This is a genomic window from Terriglobia bacterium (assembly GCA_020072845.1).
GTDB lineage: Bacteria > Acidobacteriota > Terriglobia > Terriglobales > Acidobacteriaceae > JAIQGF01.
Genome location: JAIQGF010000008.1, coordinates 305,624 through 323,629, shown reverse-complemented (window position 1 = coordinate 323,629; position 18,006 = coordinate 305,624). Strand labels below are relative to the sequence as shown.

Sequence of the window (18,006 nt, the reverse complement as noted above, 5' to 3'; positions counted from 1 at the left end):
AAGCAAGATTGCGACAGGTCAGTGAGGTGCGGCTGCGGCCGCGCCTTTTTCATTTCTGATGCGAAAATTCAGGTTGCGGATTTCAGATGTCACCGTCGTAGCGGTGGAGATGCACCACAACGGTGCTGCCGTCGGCGGACTCGATCTCGAGTGCGGGCTGAGCGCCGGCCACGACGCGCACGCGGCGGGGATTGCTGACCACGTGCGTATGGAATGGCCGGAACGGCGTGCCGAGCACGATGGTGATCTGCTGGTGTCCGTCGGTGACGTCGGCGGTGAGTTCCTCCAGGAACGAGTGGTTAGCGGCGCAGTGCTTGCCGCGTCCGCACGATTCTTGCTGCAAGGTGACGTTCCAGCCGAAGTGGCGGAATCCAAAGTTGCCGAGAAAGCTGGGCCACTGCGGGGGCGGGATTTCGCGCGCCGGCATGGAGGGCTCCCCGGGGAAGAACCGACTCGAACAGTGTGCGCCCGTTTTGCACAAATAGTGCAACAATCGGTCCAGAATGGGAGGTGATTCCCAAAAGGGGAATTCCTATTGCGTGAGGCGCAACTTGGCCGCCAGCTTTTCCAGCGCCAACAGACGGCAGGCATCGGGGAGTGAAGAGTTTCGCGATGCCGCAAAAGACTGCGCCCGGTGGAAGATCTCGGTGAGTCTGTGGTGGATCAGCGATTCGGTGGCCGCTTGCTCGGGTGCGGCGTGGTGGAGGCCGTGCTGCCATTCGGCAAACCAGGCCAGCATTCGGGGCGCCGCGCCCAGCAGAGCCGGGATGACGCTGATGCCGCGCGAGGCGAGGATGGACGCTGCCGCGGGAGTGATCGCGTTGGGCATGGTTTCCAGAAGGAGCGAGGCGCGAATGCGAGAGGCGTTCTGGCAATTGACCTGGCGTTCGGCAGCGGCGGCGACCAGAACGTCGCAGGCAGATTCCAGGACCTCGGAGTTGCGCACCGCTTCGGCGCCGTCGAAGCCGTACAGCATGCCGTGGGTTGTGAAATGGGCGGCGACGGCGGCCAGGTCGAGACCGCGCTCGGCGAACAGCCCGCCGGACTTGTCGGCCAGAGCGATGATGCGCGCCCCGGCGTTGTGCAGGAGGTTGGCGAGCGCCGCTGCGGCTGGGCCGAAGCCCTGGAGAGCGACGCGGCGGCCGTCCACCGCGGACGAAGGCTGGTGGCTGGTGGTTGGCGGCTGGGCCGGGCGTGCGATTGGTTTCTGCACTGACAAGGCTTCGGAAATCAAAGTGAACCAACCGGCGGCGAGGGCGGCGGCGGGATCGGGAAGTCCACCGAGAATCGCCGGCTTGCCGACCAGGGCGGCGGGATCAAGATGGCGGCTGGCCGGGGTCCATGCGGCAGCGAATTCGGCGGGGGCAAAGATGTCGCCGCGGACGTCGAGGGCAGCGACGTAATCGCGGACCAGGTGGCGCAATTCCCGTTCGGAAAGTTGCGCCGGATCGCAGACGATGGCGCCGGCGCTGCCGCCCAGCGGCAGGTCGAGCAGCGCGCATTGCAGGGTCATGTGCAGGGCGAGCGGGCGCAGTTGGGCGAAGTGGGCGTCGGGCGCAAGCACGACCGGCCCCAGGCAGCCGGCGCGCGGGTGGTAGTGCTGGACGCGCAGCGCGGCGCAGGTGAGGGCGTCTCCGGAATCGCGCCGCAGCGGGAGATTGACCGTGACCTCGCGTTCCGGGTGCTTGAGACGCTGCACGATCCAGTCTTCGAGGTCGAGCGCGCGGGCGGACTGTTCCAGTTGCGCGGCCGAATCGAGGAGGGGATCCTCTTCCATGATTTCGGGAGGGAGAAGGTCGGCGGGGATCATGGTTGGCCTCCGAAGTGTCTATCGGTCTCTCGGTCGATCGGTCGATCGGTAGGACGACTCAGACACCGGCAGGCCGACTGACCGATGGACCGACTGACTGAAAGACCCCAATGTTGCTCCGGGCGGAGCTGTTCCCCCCTGTGAAGGGCTCCGCCCGGAGGCTGTCAGCTCGCGCGGGACGTGCTGCCTAGGGGACACGTCCCTGGAGCTGCCATGACTAATCCGCGCTCGCGGGCTCGGCCAGCCAGCGGGTGCGGGGCTCGACCCGCTCGACACGCGGAAAAATCTTCAGATGAAGCACGGCCAGGCGGAAGGCAATGACGGCCGCGGCGACCAGCATGATGGTGACCGCCATCTCCGACCACTTGGGAACGTAGTGCGTGCCGGTGGCGCGTTCCAGCGCGGTGATGGAAACGTTGACGCGATGGGTGATGAACCCCATGACCATGACCGCGCTGGCCCAGTAGAGTCCGATGGGCGTTTCGCGCACCTTCTTCAGATTGAACAGCACCACGGGCGCGACGATGAGCAGCGCGATCTCAAGCCAGAAGTAAAACGTTTCGGGCCGCGCCAGGAACAGGTAATGGGTGGCGCCCTGCCGGCCGATATCCACGAAGCGGAACAGGGCGAAGATCACCAGCAGGGGAGTGATGACCCGGCTGAAATCCTTGAGGATGCCGGTATCGAGCTTCACGCCCAGCGAGCGCATGCTGAGATACAGGGCAATGATGACCATGGCGAATCCGGCGGGAATCGCCGAAAGATAAAACAGGGTCGTCTGATAATTGCTGTACCAGAGCGGATATTCCTTGCCCTTGAAGATGATGAACAGGCCGCCCAAGAACGACTGGTGCAACGAAGAGAGCAGAACGCCGATCAGCACCAGGCCAATCAGAATACGGCGGTGCCACTCGAGGGCGAGTTCGCGGATGCGCTGATGAGGAATCTTCTCCAGCAGCGCGGGCGAGAACTCCAGCGCCAGCACGGTGGTGTAGAGAATGATGCACCAGACCACTTCGAAGAGCACCGATTTTCGGTTCCACATGACCAGCGGGTGCCAGAAGTTCCAGGGCAGCCCGAGCTCCCAGGCGTAGCCGGCGACCACGGAGAGATAGCCAAGGAACGCGATCACGACGGCGGCGCGGGAAATGGGATGGTAGCGCTCCATGCCGAGCAGGTACACGGCGCCGGCGATGGCGAAGCCGCCGGCGGAGAGTCCGACGCCGCACAGCGTAGCGACGCCCACCCAGATGCCCCAGGGCTGGCCGTCAGAGAGGTTGGTGGCCGCGCGCCATCCGGCAAAAAACCGGAGGTAGGTGGCCCAGATACCGGCGGCGAAGATGACCGCCGAAATTGCGCGCCACAAAGTGATTTTTTTCATGATCTGCGACATGGCTAGCTCCTTTCCTTCTGTTCCCGTTCGACCGATTCCGCGGCGGCGACTTCACGGCGGCGTTGCGTGATCCAGTAGAGGCCGGCCAGCAGCGAGCCGCCGATCGTCACCACGGTGGGCACTTCACCCAGCGCAGCGGCGGACAGAGTCGGCATCGGCTGGTTCAAGGGTGGCTCAACGAACCCGAGCTGCTCGAAGGGCACGTCGGAGATGTAGAACACCGAGGTGCCGCCCACTTCCTTCTCGCCGTAAATCCGCGGCACGTAGACGCCGGGGTTTTCCACGATGCGTTTGTGCGCTTCCATCAGCAGGTCTTCGCGGCTGCCGAACAACGTGGCGCCGGTGGGGCAGACTTCGGCGCACAGGGTCTGGTTGCCGGCCAGGACGCGCTCGGCGCACATGTCGCACTTGGTGACGTAGGGCGCCAGCTTGCTCCACTCGTACTTGGGAACGCTGAACGGGCAGGCAATCATGCAGTAACGGCAGCCGATGCACTTGGCGCCGTTGTAACGCACCGCACCCTGCGCGGTCTTGATAATGGCGCCGACCGGGCAGACGCTGGCGCAGGAAGGATCTTCGCAATGCAGGCACAGGCGGCGGACGAACTTTTCGCCGCGCGGCTCGACCGTGGTGAAAGCGGTGGCCGACAGCGTCGGCTCGGGGTCGCCCGGCTGCTTGTGTCCGGTCTTGCAGGCCACGGCGCACTGCAGGCAGCCGATGCACTTGGTGATGTCGATCAACAGCCCTTTCGATTCCTTGCTCATCTCAAGCCTCCCAGGCAGTACCTCTATCCGGGCCGGTGTTCCCATCGGCCCGCTACGTCAGGAAAAATTCGCGAATCATGGCGCGCTGCGCGCCGGGCTCGAGCTGGGCGAGCAGGCCGGAAACGGGGAGTCCGCCATCGGCCGCCGCGGCAGGAGCGAGCTGGGATGTCATGGTGGAAAGACGGCGCACGGAGTTTTGCATCCACGAGCCGACCAGGCTTCCCTGCAGCAGGTTGTTCAAGTTCAGGTTGATCTCCGGCGCCTTGACGACGCAGATCCAGCCCGCTTTGTACGGGTCCTTCAGCACGATTCCGGGATCGTTGACCACGTCCTGGTTGACCGAGACCACCACGCCCTCGATGGGGGACAGCAACTCCACCGCCAGCCCGTCGCGCGAGATGGTGCAGATCTTCTGGCCCTGACGCACCCAGCGGTTCAGGCCGACGACTTCGACGCGATCAATCCTGCCGAGCAGGGCGGCGCCGAAGCTGTCCAACCCGATGCGCGCGTTCTGGCGGCCTTCATCCAGCACCCAGGTGTGGCCGGGATGGAAGCAGTAGCCCTTGGGCACGTCGAAGCCTTGCTCGCGCATCATGCTGGGCGCGGGCGGCTGGGGATAAACCCGGGGCTGCACCGCGGCCGCGGGCTGCTCGCGGCGCAGAAAATACGTGATCGACATGATCAGCAGAAAAGTCAGCAGCACAAACAGGATCGACATACGGTCTCCTTATTCGGACAACTCTCGCCCTGGGTAAGTGCACGCGAGGGGCAAAAGGCCGATGGGGAGCGGCGATTGAGGAATAAGGAGTTAGGGAATTCGCACTTCGGAATCAGGAGGTGAATCGCTGCAAAACGCAGTGGGGCGGAGCAAAATGCAGTGCGCAAAATGTGGGGGGACGCCAGTTAGCCGGGCAAGAGGGCGTTTGGGGAGTAGCTGGTGATAAGGCTGATGGAACAACGAAGTCGACTTCGAAGCAGCGCTGCTTGAAGGCGACGGGCAGCGCATGTTCGAACATCGCGCCACCCGTCGCTTTGGCTTAGCGTGCTGTCACCACGCGGTCCCGACGCAGCGAGCGAGGAACGCGATCCAGGCGCGTAATCGTCTCCAGTTCGGGCTTGTTGAGCACGAGGGTCCCTTCAATGACCAGATCCGTTAACGCGGGGCTCTTCATACCATCGCCGACCGGTTCCGTGCTGTCATGCAGCCATGCCAGCAGCGTGGATGGGTCTTTTATGGCCACGACCAGATCCGGGTCCTTCACGCCCTCGTTCCGCACCTGCAATTTCCCCCGGTTCATCACCAGGCCGAACGTCCCGCCGCCGGTGCGGACGGTAACCGTGCGGCGCCAGTTGGCAAGATTGGCGGTCGCCCGCGGGCTGTGCGGAATCATGGCAGCGAGTTTCTGGAAATGGGCCCTGACTTCCTGGAACGTTTTCTGCAGTCGAGCGGTGGGTTTGCCGAATTCCATCTCCGAGAGCTGGCCCCAGTCTATCTCGCTCTCCAAGAGCGGGCGCTTGGCGAGTTGTTTCGGCTTCAGTTCGCTCTGGGGAACGGCAAAGACGTCCAGCATCTCGCCTCGCCGTGAATCGCAGAAGGCGATCTTGACCGGGGTGCCTTTCTTATAGATCCCCGGCCGTATGGTTCCACGCGTGGTGCGGACGCGAACCAGCATGGCCGTATCGCTGAGCTTGCCGGCCGCGGTTTCAAGAAACACCCGGCCGGTGCCAAACGGTTCCTGGCCCTTGAAGCGGCTGGGCGAAAAAACGGTGATCACCGGCGTTGCCGCCATGATGCCGGTGTCCTTGACGTACTCCTTTTTCATCTCGACGAAATTGCATGCCGGGCAGCGCCGCATGAACGGCGGGATGATCAGGTGCCGGCACTCGGGACAACGATGGCCGAACACCTTGCCCTCGTCGCGCAGTGCGCGGAAGAAATCGGAGAATTCGCCCTGGGTGTGCTTCATGGCCGTGAACATGACGTCGTTCCGCTGGAGGTACACGCCGTCCGCTGCCTGGACTTCGGTGATTCCCTCCATGGGGAGCATCGCGGGGGAGATCACCGGCTTGGGTTCGCGCTTTGCGGGAGCCACTGCTTTTCCTGTTTTCGCCACGATTAAGCCCTCCTCTCCAGCACGATGGCCACGCCATACATCGACAGCGACGCGCCGGTGCCATGAATTACGGCATGCTCAAGATTTCTGGCTCTCATTTCGCGCATGGCGCTCCAGGTTGACATCATGTTGGATCCGCCGACGAAATGTCCGCCGAACACGAGTCCGCCCGAGGGATTCACCAGCAGCCTTCCGCCGGGCATGATGATGCCTTCCTCCACCAGGTCATTGGCGCGCCCCAGCGGCACCACGCCCATCTCGGCCAGCGTGATCATCAACTGCGGGATGAAGGCGTCGTGCAATTCGATTACCTGCACGTCTTCGATGGTGATGCCCGCCATCTGCAGCGCTTTCTTGGTGGCCACGTGGTCGGAATAGATGCGGTGCAGGACCTTGTAACGCGTGATGTCGTTGCCCACGAAGTAGGGTTCGTTGGCGGCGCCGACCCCGGTAAGCCAGATAGGTTCGCGGCCGGTCCGCTCCTTGATCTTCTGCGCCATTTCCCCGGAGGCAAAAATCAAGGCGCAGGCGCCCTCGGTGTACACGCAGGTTTCCAGCACGCGAACCGGGTAAACCACATAGCGGGAGTGGAGCACCTGGTCGGCGGTCACTTTCTCGCCGAGACGTTGCGCATAGGGATTGTTTTGCGCCTGCTGGCAGAGGAGTTCCACGATTTTGGCGCGGGCCATGGGCGCCAGGTCCCCCGGATGCTCGTCCATGTAGGCCTGGATGACCTCGGCATAACTTTCGGAGGCATGCGCCCCCAGCGGCCGTTCAAACCACGGATCCCAGGAATAGCCAATGGTCTGAACGACGGCGGGAGTGTTGCTCTCGGCTTCGAAATCGTAGCAATCGAGCGCCTTTTCCACGCCCAGCACGAGCATGAGATCGTACTGGCCGCTGGCGACCATGTTGTAGGCCGCCAACATCGCATAGGCGCCGGTGGCGCCGCCGTTGGAGACCCGCATCATGGGCTTGTTCTGGAGTCCGACAATCCCCTGGAATCCGCTCTCGGGGATCGCCTGGAACTCAAAGATGTCGTTATAGATTCCCGCGACGCCGGCCTCGACTTCCTGGATATGGATGCCTGCGTCGCGAACCGCCTCGCTGACCGCCCATTGTGCCAGTTCCCAGAAGGTCTTCTCCACCCACCGGGAACGGCACGGGGTCATGCCCGCGCCTATTATGGCTACATCCTTCACTGTATGACTCCTGACTTGTTATTTTTGTTCCGCTGAACGCCTGGATGAATCCCAATTCGCGCAGGGCCGGCCCTCAGTCATGCAGAGCCCGTCCTGGTAAAGACAAATGTCACAAAGACCTGACACACACGCCTCGGTGACCGGCATTTGCCGCACTTCTTGCAACGCTTTCATGCCCGCACTCACGCTGCCTGCGCCATTCACGGTAGTGCTCCTCGTCGCCGGGTTGTTACCTCTCCCTACGACCTGGGCTGGTGCAAATTGAATAATTTTGCCCCAGTATTGCAGACATCCGCCTGGTAAGCAATTTACGTGGTATGCCCGGGGGCCAATTTCGTTGCCCCCAATTTCCGCAGACGGGGGGGCCAGTCATCGTGGGGGCGCGGTCCTGGGAGCAGCCAGCACATTAACAGCCCACAACTGTAACGGGGCCAGTTCACCCGATCTCCCGATCACAAGGTGACGTTCGACCCAAGCGTCATTTAGATTAGGAAGGATGGCGACGACAGGCGAACGATTTGAGCGCGCGGTCCAGATCATGGCACGGCTGCGGGCCCCGGGCGGATGTCCGTGGGACCGCGAGCAGACCTTCGACTCGATTAAACCCTTCACGCTGGAAGAGACCTACGAAGTCTTGGAGGCGATTGACAACCGCGACTGGGATGAACTCGAGGGCGAGTTAGGCGACCTGCTGCTGCAGGTGTTGTTCTACGCGGAGATGTCGCAGGAGGAAGGGCGCTTCTCGATCAATGATGTGCTTGACCGGCTGTCGAACAAGCTGGTGGACCGGCATCCGCACGTATTCGGCGACGTCAAGGCGGAAACCGCCGGCGACGTGCTGCGCAACTGGGAAGCGCTGAAGGCGGAAGAAAAGAAGAAGCGGTTAGAAGCCGGCGGCGGCAAGAAAGCGAAAGAAGAAGAGAAGAAGGACTCGGTGCTGGCAGGCGTGTCCTCGGGAGTGCCGGCGCTGCTGGAGGCGTTTAAGCTGAGCTCGCGGGCGGCGCACGTCGGCTTCGAGTGGCCGGAGATTGGCGGCCTGTTCGACAAGCTGCACGAGGAAACGGAAGAACTGCGCCAGGAGTTGAAGCAGTATCCGGCGCCGGGGCCGCGCCCTCCGCAGCGCGGCGTGGCGGGCGCCAGCGGGCTGGCGATCCCCGACGAGTTGCGGGCGGGGCTGGAGGACGAGGTCGGCGACCTGCTGTTCGTGCTGGTGAACATTGCGCGCTACCTGTCGCTGGACGCGGAATCAGCGCTGCGCAAGACCAACCGCAAGTTCCGGCGGCGGTTCCAGTGGATGGAGGAACGGATGCGCGCGCGCGGCAAGAAACTGCCGGAGGCCACGCTGGAGGAGATGGAGTCGCTATGGCAGGAGTCGAAGCAGCAGGAGCGGACGCCGTAGCGCCGGAGCCCATCGTTGTCCGGCGCTGCGAGGCCGACAGCGAGCTGATGGCGTGCGTCGAGCTGCAGAAAGAAGTGTGGGGATTCAGCGACGCCGAGATGGTGCCGCTGCGCCTGTTCATTGTCGCGCAGAAAATCGGCGGGCAGGTGCTGGGCGCTTTCGAGGGCAACGAACTGGTGGGATTCGCGCTCGGCATTCCGGGCGTGCGCGGCGGACATCCCTACCTGCACTCCCACATGCTGGCCGTAAGGCTGAATTATCGCAATCGCGGCATCGGGCAGCGGATCAAGCTGTTCCAGCGGAAGGACGCGCTGGCACGCGGCTTCGAGCTGGTCGAGTGGACCTTCGATCCCCTGGAGATCAAGAACGCGTACCTGAACCTGGAGCGGCTGGGCGCGATTGCGCGCCGCTACAACATCAATCAGTACGGGACGACTTTTTCTCCGCTGCAAGGCGGCTTGCCCACCGACCGGCTGGTGGCGGAGTGGTGGCTGCGGTCGAAGCGGGTGGAGGCGCTGATGGGGCATGGAAGTTTGCCGCGCTTCGATGTGCAGGAGACGATCGGCGTGCCGGGGGAGATTTACGGCTGGAAGGCGTCGGAAGCGGACCGGGGAAAAGCGCTGCAGGTGCAGGAGCGCAATCGGGAGCTGCTGGTGGCGGCGTTTGCGCGTGGATTGGCGGCGCTCGGCTACCGGCGCGATGAGGATGGCAATGGAAGCTTCCTGTTGGGGAAGTGGGATGAGGAGTGGAGTTACGGGAAGTAGGCTTCAGGCTGCAGGCTTCGGGCTTCAGGCGAAAACCAATGAAAATTGAGGCCATCACTCTTCGCGAAATTCGCATGCCGCTGGTGCATTTCTTCGAGACCAGCTTCGGGCGCACCACCCAGCGCGCCATCCTGCTGGTTACGCTGCTCGGCGGTGGCGTGCACGCGTGGGGCGAGTGCGTCGCCGGTGAGAATCCGTTTTACAGCAGCGAGTGGGTGGATTCGGCGTGGGTGACGATGGCGCGATTCCTGGCGCCGGCGGTGCTGGGGAAAGATTTCTCGACGGCACGCGAGTGCCCGCCGCTGCTGGCGCATGTCAAGGGACATCGCATGGCGAAGGCGGCGATCGAGAACGCGCTCTGGGCGGCGGAAGCGGAGGAGAAAAACGTTCCGCTGTGGAAGCTGCTGGGTGGAACGCGTCGGCAGATCGAGTGCGGCGTGTCCATCGGGATCCAGGATTCGGTGGAGCAGTTGCTGGACAAGGTCGAGACCGAGTTGGCGGCCGGGTACCGGCGCATCAAGGTGAAAGTGAAGCCGGGCTGGGACGTCACGGTGCTGGAGCGAATCCGCGCCAGGTGGCCGGAGATTCTGCTGAGCTGCGACGCCAATTCCGCCTACCGTCTCGACGATGTCGAACACCTGAAACGCTTCGACGAATTCCATCTGCTGATGATCGAGCAGCCGCTGTGGAACGACGACTTCTTCTTTCACGCGCGGTTGCAGGAGCAGATCAAGACCGCGATTTGCCTGGACGAATCCATCCGTCACGCGCGCGACGCTGAAGCCGCGCTGCAAGTGGGCGCGTGCCGGATCGTCAATATCAAGGTGGGCCGCGTGGGCGGCTTCAGCGAGGCGCTACGCGTGCACGACGTCTGCCGCGCGCGCCAGGTCCCGGTGTGGTGCGGCGGCATGCTGGAAACGGGCATCGGGCGGGCCCACAACATCGCGCTCTCGACCCTGGAAAATTTCCGCTTTCCGGGAGATGTGTCGGCCTCGAAGCGCTACTGGAAACAGGACATCATCGAGCCGGAGGTCGAAGTCACGCGCGAGGGATTGATTAACGTGCCGGATTCTCCGGGGACCGGCTACCGGGTGCGCGAGGACTTGATTGAGCGGTTGACGGTGAGGAAAGAGGTTTTCGGTTCTCGGTGATCGGTTGTCGGTTTTTGGGGATCGAACGCGCTCCAACTGAAACTGAAACTGAAACTGAAACTACTTCGTCCCATTGTTCTCGGCGATCTCGCCGTCGTGTTTCTTCAGCAGCTCGACGGCTTGTGCGGCGGTCATATCGGGCACGGGGCGGATGTCGGTGGTGGCTTCGTCTTCGTTGATCTTGATGGTCTTGAAGATGAGCACCTTGCCGGTGAAGTGCAGGACCATGTGGCTGGGCTCCCAGTGAGCGCCGTTCGTGCCCTCGACAGGCTTTTGCTCGACGATGAACTGCCCGCCTTGATCGAGGCGGCCGAGGATTCCCCAACCGAAGCTGACGTCGCGGAAGAGATGGGCTTCGATCTTGGCAATGTGGTTGGCGGGCACGGCGATCGCCATCGAGCCCTGCATGCCCTTGTAAACCGCGGTTTCGCGCTGCGGCGGATCGAAGTTGGGGTTGGGCTTGAAATTCAGCATGACCAGCTCACCCCAGGGTTCCTCGTTCTTCGTTCCGGCGTATTCGTAGAGGAAGGCGTCGGGCAGGGCCGCGACCATGTTGCGGGTGCGGCGATCATCGTCTTTCTGGCTCTTCTGCTTCTGCGCAAGCTGCTGCGGGTCGTTGACCAGACGCTGCAGGCGTTTGTCTTCCTTTTCACGATCGGCGGGGCTGAGCGGCTTGCCGTTGATCATCAGCAGGCGGCCGATCACGCCCTGATCGGTTTCGATCATCTCGCGGGTTTCAATGTGCTCGGGCCTTTTCTTGGTGAGCCGGTACATGTAGTGCGTGGTGTCGTTCTCCGGCGCGATATCATTGGCGACGGTTTTGCGCACCAGGTCGGCGGGATTGGCGGGCAAGTCCGGTTTCGGCGGCCGCTGCGCCGCCCCGGTCAGCGTGGCCAGCAGCAGGATTGCCGCGGCTCTCAGTACGAAGGCAATTCGCCTGTGCAGTGTCCGCATGAAAATAGCCGTTGAGTGCTGATGCTAATACAGATTAGACGAGTAGAGGAGCACCTCAGTTGCTTAATGGCAAGCAAGGTGCCGCGGGCGCCAGCCGGATAACAAAGACGCGCCGGCGGGTGGAGGCGAAGCGGCCGACACTTGGTCATGAGCCAGGGACGGGCCCAAGCACAGTTCTTGGAACCGTCGAGGTTCATCGCAGAACTAGCTCATGTTAAAGTAGTTACTAACCGACGAGGGTGGGCATGCTCAGGCGTGAAAAACCTGATTGCCGCTTTCGGCGCGGTTGGATATAGTCGGCAACAGCTTCTTCGGTCTCCTCGCCTGCGCCCGCGTTCTGTTTGCGACCGCGTCGGGATGGCGCCGGCCAGCGACCTTGGTGTCAGTAGGCAGTGGAGGATCACGCATGTGGAAATCACGCAAAGAGGATGAGATTCCCGCCTCAACGCCTAGCGTCTTCAGCTCCAAGGAGGTCCGTCCCGTGGAAACGCCAAAACCTGTAAACGAATTCCGCTCCGAAGTTGCGCACATCGGCAAATCTGTGCTGGTGAAAGGTGAACTGTCCGGCAGCGAAGACCTGTACCTGGACGGCGAGGTGGAGGGCAGCGTCGAGTTGCGCGGTCACAACCTGACGGTGGGGCCGAATGGCCGCGTGCGCGCGCACATCCGGGCCAAGGACGCGGTGGTCCACGGCAAGGTGGACGGAAACATTAATGCCGACCGTGTGGAGCTGAAGAAATCGGCCATCCACGTCGGTAATATCGTCACCCGGCGGGTCATCATCGAGGAAGGCGCGTTTTTCAAGGGTTCCATCGACGTTCAGCGGGAGCAAAAGCCGGAGCCAAAGCCGGCGGTGACCGTGCCGGCCGTGTCCAGTTCCCCGGTGGCACCGGCGAGCGCGCCGGCGGCGCAAGCGTCGCTGTTGGAGCCGAAAAGGTAACCGCGGCGTCGCGTTGCGCTTTGCGTCGAGCCGGAGCACAATGAGCTTAGTCGCTCAAGAAGTTATGGCATGGGTTCGGTGACGCACAATCTGTTTCGATTTTTCCGCAGTGGCGCCGCCGGGAATGGACCCAACCAGCAGCCGTCGGCCGCGCGCGTCAACCGCCGCTCCAGCGGGCTCAACGAGTTTTCCAAGTCCATTGCCGGCCAGGAAGGGCTGTGCATCCTCGACCTGGGGTGCACCTCGGCGACCAACATTTCGCGCTTCACCGGGATGGGTCACAAGGTTTGCACCGAAGACCTGCTCGACGCGGCCTACGATCCCCTGTTGCTCATGACCGGAGCAGACGGAAAGAGAACCGTCGACGTGCCGCGTTTCCTGCGCGACAGCCTGGCCTACCAGGGAAAGATTTTCGATGCCGTGTTGGCCTGGGATGTCCCCGACTATCTTCCGGAGCCGCTGGTAAAGCCGGTGGTGGAACGTCTGTGCGCGCTGATGAAGCCAGGCGGCATCCTGCTGGCGTTTTTCCACACCCGCGATGCCGGACCCGACGCGCCGCATTACCGCTATCACATCGCCAGCAACGACATGCTGCAATTGCAGGCGACCCCGCGCAACGGCCCGACCGTATTCCGCTTGCAGCGGGTGTTCAACAACCGCCACATCGAAAATCTTTTCCGCGAATTCGCCTCGCTGAAGTTCTTCCTGGCGCGAGACAACGTGCGGGAAGTGATTGTGGTCCGCTAGAGGCTCAAGGCGCAAGGCCGGAGCAAGGTATTCACCGCACATCCTTCCACACAATAATTCCCATGCGGTAGAGATAGCGGTTTCCCATCTCGACGGCAGCGGCTTGGGTATTCCCAAGGATTGATTTCAGCTCTTGCGGCGTGTAGGCGCGGCGCACGGAGGCGATGCCGTCGTGCAGCGTCAGGCGGGCAAACAGAGGATAACCGGCGTACATGAGGGCGAGGTGGAGAGGCTCGCGGCGGAGGTCATTCAGCAAAACGGCGACGCGCGCGACGCGCAGCGCTTGGTTGACGAAATGCACGATTTGCTCGCGCTCGAGGTGATGGATCAGCAGGGAACAGGTCACCAGGTCGAAGCTGCCGTCGAGGAATGGCAGCGCCAGGGCATCGCCGGCGACCGTACCGGTACCGTTGCGCGGCAGGTGTGCCGGCATGCGGTCCATGAGGGTGACTCTGATCTGGGCTGGCGGCCGGATTTGACGGGCCGCGGACAAAGAGACATCGCCGGAACCGGCGCCGACGTCGAGCAGGGTAAGTTCGGTGGGGGCAGAAGAGCGTTTTCCAAGGCGCGCAACCACCTGCTCCAGCATGCGCCGGGTGGTGCTGATGCCGCCGAACCAGCGGTTGATGCGCCGCAAGTCGGCGAGCGTTTGCTGGACTTCGGCCGGCGTCGCCGCATCGCTATCCAGCAGTTCCGGGGTGACCACGCGCTTCATAGCTTTTGGCTCTTAGCTGTTAGAGCTCTTAGCCGGAGAAAAAGGCCATCACTGTCCGGTTCCGTTCTGGCTAAAAGCTAAGAGCTAAGAGCTAAAAGCCAAGAAACGGCTACACCGTCTCCAGCTCCTCTTCGAGCAGTTGCTTGTTGTACAGGCCGGTGTAGTAGCCGTTGAGGGCGAGCAGCTCGTCATGCGTGCCCAGCTCAACAATGCGGCCATCGAACAAGACCGCGATGCGGTCCGCACTGCGCACGGTGGAGACGCGGTGCGAGATGAAGATGGTGGTGCGGCCATGCATCACTTCGCGCAGGTGGTTGAGGATTTTTTCTTCGGTGTAGGTATCCACGCTGGAGAGCGCGTCGTCGAGCACCATGATGCGCGGATCGCGGACCAGGGCGCGGGCGATCGCGGTGCGCTGCTTCTGGCCGCCTGACAAGGTGATGCCGCGCTCGCCGACCATGGTGCCGTACTTCTCCGGGAAGGCGGCGATGTCGCGTGCGATGTTGGCGCCCTCCGCAGCCTCCATGATCTGCGTGTCGGTGGAAGTCTCCACCCCGAAAGCGATGTTCTCCCGCACCGTGTCGCTGAAGAGAAACGTTTCCTGGGGCACGAAGCCGATGCTGCGGCGTAACCCCTCGAGCGGGAATTCGCGGATGGGCCGGCCGTCCAGCAGGATGGCGCCTTCGGGCGCGTCATACACGCGAGGGATCAGGCTCACCAGAGTGGATTTTCCCGAGCCCGTCGGGCCGACGATGGCCAGGCTGCTGCCGGCGGGAATCTTGAGGTTGATGTCTCTCAGCACTTGCGTTCCGTTGTAGCTGAAGCTCAGATGGCGGAATTCGAGCTCGCCGCGGATGGAAGGCGCGCTCGCGGGCGAGCGCGCTCCATCGCCATGGACGACGGAGACGTCCGCGACTTCCGGCTTCTGCTCAAACATCTCCTGGATACGCACCATGGAAGCGGTGCCGCGCTGGAAGAGGTTAATCACCCAACCCAGCGCGATGACCGGCCAGGTGAGCTGCACCATGTATGTGTTAAACGCAACGAAATCACCGACCGTCATGCTGCCAGACAGCGATAGAGTCGTCTTGGTCCCCAGGATTGAGACCAGGTCGATTCGCGTTTGTCCCAGCAGCACCTCGCGCCCGCCCAGCCAGAGCACCAGCACCACCGCCATTCCAAGAAGCAATTCCAGGGTCGGCCACAGCATGCCCATCAGCCGCACCAGCTTCAGGCTGCGGCGAATGTATTCCTTATTGGCGGTCTCGAAACTGGCGATCTCGGCGTCTTCCTGGGCAAAGGCGCGGATGATGCGCGCGCCGGAAAAATTCTCCTGCGCCCGCGCAGAGATATCGGCAAAGCTGGCCTGGATTCTTTCGAAGCGCTCATGAATCCGCCGGCCGAAGTACTGCACCACGATGCTGATGATGGGAAGGGGCGCGTAGGTGTAGAGCGTCAGCTTGGGGCTGATGCTGATCATGATGGCGAGCGCGAAGACGCTCAGCACCAGGGTATTGGCGGTGTACATGATGCCGGGACCGAGCAGGTTGCGCACCGCGTTCAGATCGTTGGTGGCGCGCGCCATAATGTCGCCGGTCCGCATGCGCTGGTAATAGGAGTAGGAAAGTTGTTCCAGGTGGCGGAAGAGATCGTTACGCAGGTCAAATTCGATGTCGCGCGAGATGCCGATCATGATCCAGCGGGTCAGGAACTGGAACACGCCCTTCGCGGCGATGACGGCCACCAGCCGCAACGCCCAGATCAGCAACTTGTGCGCCATGACATCGGCGGCCAGCTTGCCGTCGTGCCAGCCCTGCAGGTCGTTTACCGCGCCGCGGATGACCAGTGGGCCCAGGATCCAGATGCCGTTGTTGAGCAACACCGTGATCCCGCCCCAGACAAAACCGCGGCGGTACTTCTTCATGTACGGAAACAGCGGTCGGAGTTCCTTCACCATGGTTGAAATATAGATGTGATTCTAACAGCGTAGGCTTCAGGGGAGAGGCGTTACGCTCCGGGCAAAGAACCTCAACCACGGATCGACACGGATTGTCACGGATGAGGATCTCAAGAAGTTGATCCGTGTAATCCGTGGAAATCCGTGGTTAACGCTTTCCGCCTGGGTCGCCGCTGTACATGGCGGGTTCGCCCAGGCTGCCCTTGGCGGGAAGGTGGCGCAGGTAGGTGACGATGGCCCACACCTCCTCGTCGCGCAGGATGCCCTTGGCCGCGGGCATGCCCGACGGGCTAAGCCCGTTGGTGATGACCCACTTGAGCTGCCCGTCGGTATAGGCCTGCACCGAGGGAGAATTCAATTCCGGGATGGGCGGCGACATGGCGGCGGCGAACGGCACCCCCGTCGCCTGGCCATCAAGTCCGTGGCAGGCGGCGCAGTAGGAGGAGAAAACCTGCTGGCCGCGATGGATGTTCTCCGCCGTCGCCGGCAGGGGATTCTGCTTCTTGGTTCCGCCCACGGTCACCCAACGCTTGATGGTGGTCATCACCGCGGTTTCGGTGCGTCCCGGCGGGCTGACGCGGCAGGCCGCCAGTGCCAGCAGGGAAGCAACCGCCATTGCGAAACCTGCACTACGCCGGGCCACCATCACTCCACGATAACCTTCATGTTCATGGCGGCATGGTTGACGCCGCAGAAGTGGTCGCAGATCAGCAGGTAGGTGCCCGCAGTCTGCGGCGTCAGGTTCACTTCGGTGGTCTTGCCGGGCTGGATGATCTCATCAATCTTCAGCGGCTTCAGAAAGAAGCCGTGGACGACGTCGGCGGAGGTCAGCAGCAGCTTCACCGGCTCGCCCTTCTTGAGCGTGATCTGATTGGGGCTGAATTCGAAGCGCTTGGCGGTGATGTTGATGACCTTCGGATCCTGCGCGCGCGTGCGATGTGGAACGAGCGCGACGACACCGAGAACGAGCAGCACGGCGAGCGTGATTCGGCGATGTGGCAAACGCATGACCCTCTCCTATAGCGTGGGTGTCTTCAAAATTTGCTGGATGCCGTTCAGTCCGGAGTATTCGCGCAGCGTGAGTTCCACGTCCTGCACCGCGATGGGCTGCTTGGGCGCGGCGCTGACCACGCGGATTCCGAGACGCTTGAATGGCTGGTCCTTGTCGAACGGGTAGGGCTTCTTCGCCGGAGCCGTGGGCTCAGGAAACGCGAAGATGAGCGAGCGCGCGGCGTAGTGGTGCGCGTGACCTTCATGGTGCTCGTCGTCGCGGTGGATGTGCCCGTAGAGCACGGTGACGTTTTCGTAGCCGGCGAGCGCGTTCATGACGTCGTCGCCGTCGATGGTGAACCATTCCCACTCCGGCTTGAGGTCGAACAGCGGGCGGTGGGTGAAGACCACGATGGGCGCCGACTTGGAGAAGCGCGCCAGGTCTTTCTTCAGCCAGGCAAGCTGCTCGGGGCCGACCTCGGGCTTGGCGCGGGAGACGTTGTCGAGGGCGATGAAGTGCACGCCGCGATGGTCGAAGGAGTAGTTGCTGGGACCGAAGTTGTCGCGGAACAGCGCGCCGCCATCCAGACCAGCGTCGTGTTCGCCGGGCACGCACATCAACTTCTTCGCCTTGAGGCGGCCGGCGATATCGCGAAAATTTGCCATGCGCTTGGCGTGGACGTCCTTGTCCTCGCTGTCGTGGGTCAAGTCGCCGGTGAACAGGACCAGATCAGGCTGATGCGGCAGCACGTTGACCATTTCCACGGCGCGCTCGAAGGCCTTGGTGCCCAGCGGGTCGGGAGGGCCATTGAAGCCGACATGCGCGTCGCTGAGTTGAATGAAGGAAAACGGTGTAACCGCTTCGCCGCTGTGGCGTCCCAGCAGGCGAAAGGTCTCGGAGGCTTCGGCGGAGGCCAGCGGCGCAACCTGGTACAGCACGCCGATGCCCAGGGCGGCGCCGGAAATCTTCAGGAACGAGCGGCGGTCGAAGTCGGTCATGTGTCCCTCCCGATACGGGCTATCGGCGTGCACAACCGGGCCGGCGGCGGTTTATTCCCGCTGCACGAAATTAATTTGCGGAATAAAATTCAGGCTCGGCGGTTAGC

18 protein-coding genes are annotated in these 18,006 nt (G+C 62.6%); 5 read left to right on the top strand and 13 right to left on the bottom strand.

Annotation, left to right across the window (positions count from 1 at the left end):
* Window positions 1-82: 82 nt before the first annotated feature.
* The 7 genes from LAN70_08985 to LAN70_08955 all read right to left on the bottom strand — a co-directional run bounded on the left by LAN70_08985 (window position 83) and on the right by LAN70_08955 (window position 7,283).
* Complete coding sequence (locus LAN70_08985; protein MBZ5511294.1) at window positions 83-427, bottom strand: hypothetical protein; 345 nt, start codon at window positions 425-427, stop codon at window positions 83-85.
* A gap of 105 nt (window positions 428-532) precedes the next feature.
* The gene (locus LAN70_08980) at window positions 533-1,810 is read right to left on the bottom strand and encodes a hypothetical protein (GenBank protein MBZ5511293.1); all 1,278 of its coding nucleotides are present in this window, start codon (window positions 1,808-1,810) and stop codon (window positions 533-535) included.
* Between the two features lie 217 nt (window positions 1,811-2,027).
* Window positions 2,028-3,203, bottom strand: coding sequence for a polysulfide reductase NrfD (gene nrfD, locus LAN70_08975; protein MBZ5511292.1), 1,176 nt, complete (start codon window positions 3,201-3,203; stop codon window positions 2,028-2,030).
* Window positions 3,204-3,205: 2 nt separating this feature from the next.
* Window positions 3,206-3,967: a 4Fe-4S dicluster domain-containing protein gene (locus LAN70_08970; GenBank protein ID MBZ5511291.1), complete on the bottom strand. Its 762-nt coding sequence runs from the start codon at window positions 3,965-3,967 to the stop codon at window positions 3,206-3,208.
* 52 nt (window positions 3,968-4,019) lie between these two features.
* Window positions 4,020-4,685 (bottom strand): glycine cleavage system protein H, encoded by a 666-nt coding sequence (locus LAN70_08965; protein MBZ5511290.1) that lies wholly within the window; start codon window positions 4,683-4,685, stop codon window positions 4,020-4,022.
* 319 nt (window positions 4,686-5,004) lie between these two features.
* Window positions 5,005-6,060, bottom strand: a complete 1,056-nt coding sequence (locus LAN70_08960) for a hypothetical protein (protein ID MBZ5511289.1) — start codon at window positions 6,058-6,060, stop codon at window positions 5,005-5,007.
* A 23-nt stretch (window positions 6,061-6,083) separates the two neighbouring features.
* The gene (locus tag LAN70_08955; protein ID MBZ5511288.1) at window positions 6,084-7,283 is read right to left on the bottom strand and encodes a thiolase family protein; all 1,200 of its coding nucleotides are present in this window, start codon (window positions 7,281-7,283) and stop codon (window positions 6,084-6,086) included.
* Between the two features lie 496 nt (window positions 7,284-7,779).
* On the opposite strand from LAN70_08955, the gene mazG reads away from it, so the two are divergent.
* Genes mazG through menC form a run of 3 tightly spaced genes read left to right on the top strand, consistent with a single transcriptional unit; the run spans window position 7,780 to window position 10,597 of the window.
* A complete protein-coding gene (mazG, locus tag LAN70_08950) occupies window positions 7,780-8,682 on the top strand; it encodes a nucleoside triphosphate pyrophosphohydrolase (GenBank protein MBZ5511287.1) in 903 nt (300 codons plus the stop codon).
* Between the two features lie 47 nt (window positions 8,683-8,729).
* The gene (locus LAN70_08945; protein ID MBZ5511286.1) at window positions 8,730-9,446 is read left to right on the top strand and encodes a GNAT family N-acetyltransferase; all 717 of its coding nucleotides are present in this window, start codon (window positions 8,730-8,732) and stop codon (window positions 9,444-9,446) included.
* Between the two features lie 38 nt (window positions 9,447-9,484).
* Complete coding sequence (gene menC, locus LAN70_08940; GenBank protein MBZ5511285.1) at window positions 9,485-10,597, top strand: o-succinylbenzoate synthase; 1,113 nt, start codon at window positions 9,485-9,487, stop codon at window positions 10,595-10,597.
* Between the two features lie 60 nt (window positions 10,598-10,657).
* Here menC and LAN70_08935 read toward each other — a convergent pair whose 3' ends face one another.
* Complete coding sequence (locus LAN70_08935; GenBank protein ID MBZ5511284.1) at window positions 10,658-11,551, bottom strand: hypothetical protein; 894 nt, start codon at window positions 11,549-11,551, stop codon at window positions 10,658-10,660.
* Window positions 11,552-11,957: 406 nt separating this feature from the next.
* Between LAN70_08935 and LAN70_08930 the strand changes: the two genes are divergently transcribed.
* On the top strand, window positions 11,958-12,491 hold the full coding sequence (locus tag LAN70_08930; protein ID MBZ5511283.1) for a polymer-forming cytoskeletal protein: 534 nt from the start codon (window positions 11,958-11,960) through the stop codon (window positions 12,489-12,491).
* Window positions 12,492-12,560: 69 nt separating this feature from the next.
* A complete protein-coding gene (locus tag LAN70_08925) occupies window positions 12,561-13,238 on the top strand; it encodes a class I SAM-dependent methyltransferase (GenBank protein MBZ5511282.1) in 678 nt (225 codons plus the stop codon).
* A gap of 31 nt (window positions 13,239-13,269) precedes the next feature.
* Here the strand turns inward: LAN70_08925 and LAN70_08920 are convergent, their stop codons facing one another.
* From LAN70_08920 to LAN70_08900, 5 genes are all read right to left on the bottom strand, one after another.
* A complete protein-coding gene (locus tag LAN70_08920) occupies window positions 13,270-13,953 on the bottom strand; it encodes a methyltransferase domain-containing protein (protein ID MBZ5511281.1) in 684 nt (227 codons plus the stop codon).
* Between the two features lie 109 nt (window positions 13,954-14,062).
* Window positions 14,063-15,910, bottom strand: coding sequence for an ABC transporter ATP-binding protein/permease (locus LAN70_08915; protein MBZ5511280.1), 1,848 nt, complete (start codon window positions 15,908-15,910; stop codon window positions 14,063-14,065).
* 148 nt (window positions 15,911-16,058) lie between these two features.
* On the bottom strand, window positions 16,059-16,526 hold the full coding sequence (locus LAN70_08910; GenBank protein MBZ5511279.1) for a cytochrome c: 468 nt from the start codon (window positions 16,524-16,526) through the stop codon (window positions 16,059-16,061).
* A 29-nt stretch (window positions 16,527-16,555) separates the two neighbouring features.
* Window positions 16,556-16,918 (bottom strand): cupredoxin domain-containing protein, encoded by a 363-nt coding sequence (locus LAN70_08905; GenBank protein MBZ5511278.1) that lies wholly within the window; start codon window positions 16,916-16,918, stop codon window positions 16,556-16,558.
* A 9-nt stretch (window positions 16,919-16,927) separates the two neighbouring features.
* On the bottom strand, window positions 16,928-17,899 hold the full coding sequence (locus LAN70_08900) for a metallophosphoesterase (protein MBZ5511277.1): 972 nt from the start codon (window positions 17,897-17,899) through the stop codon (window positions 16,928-16,930).
* Window positions 17,900-18,006 lie beyond the last annotated feature (107 nt).